Here is a 3,506-nt window from a genome sequence, read left to right as displayed (position 1 = left end):
CGGCTCGGTCGACTCCATGAAGTCGACCAGGATCCGCTCGACCGCGGCGGGGTCCTCGACGTGCGGATAATGCCCGGTGCCCTCGACGATCGCGAGCCGGCTGCCCGGGATCGCCTCGTGGGTGGTGTGTCCGTGCGAGACGGGGATGATCGGGTCGCGGTCGCCCCAGATCAGCTGGAAGGGCAACTGCGCCGCCAGATAGAGCCTGTTGCTGGCGGAGACGGCCTGCCCCTTGTTGTCCACGACCGCGCGGAGGGTCTTGAAGAACGTGCGCCGGTGCCCGGGCCTGCCGAGCGACTCGTACGCCGCCCACGGCTCCTCGAGCGCGATCGCGCGGACTCCCCTGCCGGTGAGGAACCCGCGGGCCTTGTCCCCGGCGGACACCAGGAACGGGGCCGCACCCGCGGTCAGCAGGAGCTCGGCTCCGGGGACCGCGAGCAGGCGCAGGATCCAGTTGACCTCCTTGCCCAGGCCGCCGCTGCCGATCAGCGCGATGCGCTCGCAGAAGTCGGGGTACTGGTAGACGAACTGCAGGGCCACGCCGCCACCGAGCGACTGGCCGATCACCGTGCACCGCCTGATGCCCTTGACCACCAGCAGGTCGCGCAGGGCGGAGGCCATCGCCCCGAGCGAGTAGTCGTCGAAGTCGAGGGAGCTCTCCCCGTGGCCCGGCAGGTCGGGGGCGATGATGTGGAACCTCGATTCCAGACGCGGGATCAATTCCCGCCAGGTGACGGAACTGCCCGCCATGCCGTGGATGAGGAGCAGCGTCGGCTTGCCCTCGCCGGCTCCCGCCTCGCGGTACGCCAGCTCGCGTCCGTGGAGCCTTGTCCGCTGTATCTCGGTCTTGTGCACATCGCTGTTCTGCATGTCGCATTCCCCCTCGGGGACGGTCTCCGCGCCGTACCTCGTCGCAAGGAGCACCTCGACCCATTGTGCGCCCTCAGGGGCCCGGGGAGCAGTTCTCTCGATCACATCCGGCCCGGACGCTCATCCGAACTCCCGCGCGAGCCGCCGGTGCCGGTGGGCGAACAGTGCCCCGACCACCACACGGACGACCGATCCGGGCACCAGCGCACGCGGTACGGCCCGCAGGGTGTCGGTGACGCGGGTGGAGCCGTCGGCCAGCGATTCGAGCTCTCGGCGGTGCTCCCACACCCGACACGACCCGAGCTCCGAACGCTCCTGGAAGAACCGGGGGGCCTCCAGGTCGACCAGGACCAGGTCGTCGTACTCCACCGGGATGACCCCGCCGAGCAGGATCCACGCCCGCCCGATCGACCGGCCCAGCGGCAGGTCCGCGATGGAGGCCCCCGCCAGTCGCGCCGGGAAGCGCATCCGCAGCAGAGGCCGGAACTCGTCACTGACCCCGTCCGCGGTGACCACGCGCGCCCACACCTCGTCGCGAGACGCGTGGACCACGCTCGACCGCACCACCTCGACGGCGGTCACGGCAACCGCTGACCGGAGATCGCGCGGGCGATCACCAGCTGCTGGATCTGCTCGGTGCCCTCGAAGATGTCGAAGATCTTGGCGTCGCGGTGCATCCGCTCGACCGGGTACTCGCGGGTGTACCCCACCCCGCCGAGGATCTGGATGGCACGCTCGGTGGCCCACACGGCGGTACGACCGGCTTTGAGCTTGGACATCGACCCCTCGGCCCGGGCCATGGGCTGCCGGGTCGCGCCCAACCATGCGGCCCGGCGCACCAGCAGTCGAGAGGCGTCGATCTCCACCGCCATGTCCGCGAGCAGGAACGAGATGGCCTGGTTCTCGATGATCGGTCGGCCGAACACCACCCGCCCCTTGGCGTACTCGAGCGCGTACTCGTGTGCCGCCCGCGCGATGCCCACGGCCATCGCGCCCACGGTGGGTCGGGTCCGTTCGAACGTCGCCATGGCCGCCTGGCCACCGGTCCGCTCGCCCTCCCGGGCGCGGGCCAGCTTCTCGTCGAGCTTGTCCTTGCCGCCCAGCAGCGCCGAGCCCGGCACGCGGACGTCGTCGAAGAAGATGTCGGCGGTCGCCGACGCGCGCAGTCCGTGCTTCTTGAGTCGGGGTCCGGCCTCGATCCCGGGGGTCCCGGCCTCCATGACGAAGGCGGCCTGGCCGCGGGAACCGAGCTCCGGGTCCACCACCGCCTGCACCACGAGGACCGAGGCCACCCCGCCGTTGGTCACCCAGGCCTTCAGTCCGGAGATCACCCACTCGTCGGTGGCCTCGTCGTAGCGGGCCCGGGTGCGCATGTTGCCCACGTCGCTGCCGGCCTCCGGCTCGGACGAGCAGAACCCGCCGACCGCCGGTTCGGCTTCGGTGCCGTAGCAGCGGGGCACCCACTCGATGATCTGTTCGGTGGTCCCGGCTGAGGCGATACCTGCCGCGGCGAGTCCGGTACCCATGATGGACAAGCCGATCCCCCCGTCTCCCCAGAACAGCTCCTCGCACAGGATCGGGTAGGACTGACCGGTGGCATCCTCCCGCAGCGTGGCCATGATCTCGTAGCCGTACAGCCCGATCTTGGCGGCCTCCTGGATGATCGGCCAGGGCGTCTCCTCGCGCTCGTCCCACTCGCGGGCGGCCGGCCGGATGACCTCCTCGGCGAAGGCGTGGGCCCAGCCCTGCAGCTCGCGCTGCTCGTCGGTCAGTTCCATGCTGAAGGTCATCGGTTCCTCTCGGTGGGGGTGGTGGGTCAGCGGGTGGCGGGGTCGCCGCCGGGTGACGCGGGCTCGTCGTCGTCAGGTCCGGAGTCGTCGTCCGGCCCGGAGACCACGGCGCGGTCGGGCACCAGTCCCGGCCCCTCGGCGGGTTCCCGGTCCACGTCCCCGCCCGTCCCCCCTGCCAGGTACCGCACCACGGTGTTCACCATGGCGGTGACGGGGACGGCGAACAGCGCTCCCACGATGCCGAACAGGTAGGTGCCCGAGGCCACCACCACGATCACGGCCAGCGGGTGAAGGGCCACCGCGTGACCCATGAGGACGGGCTGCAGCACGTGCGACTCCACCTGGTGGACCACCAGGACGATCGCCAGCATCGCGATCGCGATCACCGGTCCCCGGTCCACCAGCGCCAGCGCGGTGGGGATCAGCCCCGCGACGAGGGTGCCCACGATGGGGACGAACGACGCGAGGAACACCACCACCACGATGGGGATCACGAAGGGCACGCGCAGCACCAGCGCACCGAGCCCGACCCCGGTGGCATTGATCGCGGCCACGGTGAGCTGCGTCCGGGTGTAGGCGCCGAGGCTGCCCCAGCCCTGTCGCAGCGCGCGGTCGACGTTGAGGCGGCTCGCGCGGGGGAACCACCGGACGAAGAACGCCCACAGCTTCTCCCCCTGATAGAGGAAGAAGAACAGTGCCACCAGGCAGATGAGCAGACCGGCCACCGCGTCGACGGCCGTGTGCCCGAACTGGACCGCACCGGCGGCCACGGCCTCGGAGTGGGACTCGATCCAGGCGCGGACCTGGGTGACGGCCTCCTGCAGCCGGTCGGCGGTCAGGTGGAGC

The 3,506-nt window shown here is 70.9% G+C and carries 4 protein-coding genes; all 4 read right to left on the bottom strand.

What is annotated here, in order from left to right; translation table 11 throughout:
- Window positions 1-870, bottom strand: an 870-nt coding sequence (locus G6020_RS10470; RefSeq protein ID WP_182610586.1) for an alpha/beta fold hydrolase, incomplete at its 3' end; no start/stop codon positions are given.
- Window positions 871-990: 120 nt separating this feature from the next.
- Window positions 991-1,452 carry a hypothetical protein gene (locus G6020_RS10465; RefSeq protein WP_182610581.1) on the bottom strand — a complete coding sequence of 154 codons (462 nt, stop codon included), beginning with the start codon at window positions 1,450-1,452 and terminating at the stop codon, window positions 991-993.
- Complete coding sequence (locus tag G6020_RS10460) at window positions 1,449-2,660, bottom strand: acyl-CoA dehydrogenase family protein (RefSeq protein WP_182610580.1); 1,212 nt, start codon at window positions 2,658-2,660, stop codon at window positions 1,449-1,451. The genes G6020_RS10465 and G6020_RS10460 overlap by 4 nt, the downstream gene beginning before the upstream one ends.
- Before the next feature lie 26 nt (window positions 2,661-2,686).
- Window positions 2,687-3,506: AI-2E family transporter (locus tag G6020_RS10455; RefSeq protein WP_241732662.1), on the bottom strand; the 820-nt coding region annotated here is incomplete at its 5' end.

The organism is Dietzia sp. B19 (genome assembly GCF_014145155.1).
In the GTDB taxonomy this organism is placed as follows: Bacteria; Actinomycetota; Actinomycetes; order Mycobacteriales; family Mycobacteriaceae; genus Dietzia; species Dietzia natronolimnaea.
Note: the sequence above shows the minus strand (reverse complement) of the source record. Positions and strands in the feature narration are given on the sequence as shown.

Excerpts from the sequence above, each read along its gene's own strand:
- G6020_RS10460 (WP_182610580.1), bottom strand. The coding sequence starts at position 2,660 with ATGACCTTCAGCATGGAACTGACCGACGAGCAGCGCGAGCTGCAGGGC.